Annotated in this window: 2 rRNA genes (1 of these 2 only partly in view); both read right to left on the bottom strand. The window is 58.3% G+C overall.

The window, feature by feature from the left end:
- Positions 1-636 (bottom strand): 23S ribosomal RNA (locus ACIPEK_RS46150); it reaches 2,574 nt to the left of the window's first position.
- A gap of 300 nt (positions 637-936) precedes the next feature.
- A 16S ribosomal RNA gene (locus tag ACIPEK_RS46145) occupies positions 937-2,388 on the bottom strand; the annotation flags it as partial.

Raw genomic sequence — 2,388 nt, 5'->3', positions numbered from 1 at the left:
ATACAGCGACGCTCCCACGGCTTGTAGGCACACGGTTTCAGGTACTATTTCACTCCGCTCCCGCGGTACTTTTCACCATTCCCTCACGGTACTATCCGCTATCGGTCACCAGGGAATATTTAGGCTTAGCGGGTGGTCCCGCCAGATTCACACGGGATTTCTCGGGCCCCGTGCTACTTGGGTGTCTCTCAAACGAGCCGTCAATGTTTCAGCTACGGGGGTCTTACCCTCTACGCCGGACCTTTCGCATGTCCTTCGCCTACATCAACGGTTTCTGACTCGTCTCACAGCCGGCAGACCGTGAAAGAGAGATCCCACAACCCCGCATGCGCAACCCCTGCCGGGTATCACACGCATACGGTTTGGCCTCATCCAGTTTCGCTCGCCACTACTCCCGGAATCACGGTTGTTTTCTCTTCCTGAGGGTACTGAGATGTTTCACTTCCCCTCGTTCCCTCCACACTGCCTATGTGTTCAGCAGCGGGTGACAGCCCATGACGACTGCCGGGTTTCCCCATTCGGACACCCCCGGATCAAAGCTCGGTTGACAGCTCCCCGGGGCCTATCGTGGCCTCCCACGTCCTTCATCGGTTCCTGGTGCCAAGGCATCCACCGTGCGCCCTTAAAAACTTGGCCACAGATGCTCGCGTCCACTGTGCAGTTCTCAAACAACGACCAGCCACCCATCACCCCACCCCGAAAGGGCGAGTTCACTGGGGCCGGCAACTGAAGGCGACCATCACGGCCGTACCCTCAGATACCCAACAACGTGCCCGACACAACCGATCCCTTCCCACGTTCCACGCCGAAGCAGTACTAATGAAAAACAACCTGTCGTGCCGAATAGTCAACGTTCCACCCATGAGCAACCACCGCCGAACATTTGCCGACGTAGTGGCCTCTGACCAAGCAAGCTTGGTAAGAAGTGCTCCTTAGAAAGGAGGTGATCCAGCCGCACCTTCCGGTACGGCTACCTTGTTACGACTTCGTCCCAATCGCCAGTCCCACCTTCGACAGCTCCCTCCCACAAGGGGTTGGGCCACCGGCTTCGGGTGTTACCGACTTTCGTGACGTGACGGGCGGTGTGTACAAGGCCCGGGAACGTATTCACCGCAGCAATGCTGATCTGCGATTACTAGCAACTCCGACTTCATGGGGTCGAGTTGCAGACCCCAATCCGAACTGAGACCGGCTTTTTGAGATTCGCTCCGCCTCGCGGCATCGCAGCTCATTGTACCGGCCATTGTAGCACGTGTGCAGCCCAAGACATAAGGGGCATGATGACTTGACGTCGTCCCCACCTTCCTCCGAGTTGACCCCGGCAGTCTCCTGTGAGTCCCCATCACCCCGAAGGGCATGCTGGCAACACAGAACAAGGGTTGCGCTCGTTGCGGGACTTAACCCAACATCTCACGACACGAGCTGACGACAGCCATGCACCACCTGTACACCGACCACAAGGGGGGCACCATCTCTGATGCTTTCCGGTGTATGTCAAGCCTTGGTAAGGTTCTTCGCGTTGCGTCGAATTAAGCCACATGCTCCGCTGCTTGTGCGGGCCCCCGTCAATTCCTTTGAGTTTTAGCCTTGCGGCCGTACTCCCCAGGCGGGGAACTTAATGCGTTAGCTGCGGCACCGACGACGTGGAATGTCGCCAACACCTAGTTCCCAACGTTTACGGCGTGGACTACCAGGGTATCTAATCCTGTTCGCTCCCCACGCTTTCGCTCCTCAGCGTCAGTAATGGCCCAGAGATCCGCCTTCGCCACCGGTGTTCCTCCTGATATCTGCGCATTTCACCGCTACACCAGGAATTCCGATCTCCCCTACCACACTCTAGCCTGCCCGTATCGACTGCAGACCCGGGGTTAAGCCCCGGGCTTTCACAACCGACGCAACAAGCCGCCTACGAGCTCTTTACGCCCAATAATTCCGGACAACGCTTGCGCCCTACGTATTACCGCGGCTGCTGGCACGTAGTTAGCCGGCGCTTCTTCTGCAGGTACCGTCACTTTCGCTTCTTCCCTGCTGAAAGAGGTTTACAACCCGAAGGCCGTCATCCCTCACGCGGCGTCGCTGCATCAGGCTTTCGCCCATTGTGCAATATTCCCCACTGCTGCCTCCCGTAGGAGTCTGGGCCGTGTCTCAGTCCCAGTGTGGCCGGTCGCCCTCTCAGGCCGGCTACCCGTCGTCGCCTTGGTAGGCCATCACCCCACCAACAAGCTGATAGGCCGCGGGCTCATCCTTCACCGCCGGAGCTTTCAACCCCGTCCCATGCGGGACAGAGTGTTATCCGGTATTAGACCCCGTTTCCAGGGCTTGTCCCAGAGTGAAGGGCAGATTGCCCACGTGTTACTCACCCGTTCGCCACTAATCCACCCCGAAGGG

Source organism: Streptomyces sp. NPDC088246 (assembly GCF_044741025.1).
Taxonomy (GTDB): Bacteria; Actinomycetota; Actinomycetes; order Streptomycetales; family Streptomycetaceae; genus Streptomyces.
Note: the sequence above shows the minus strand (reverse complement) of the source record. Positions and strands in the feature narration are given on the sequence as shown.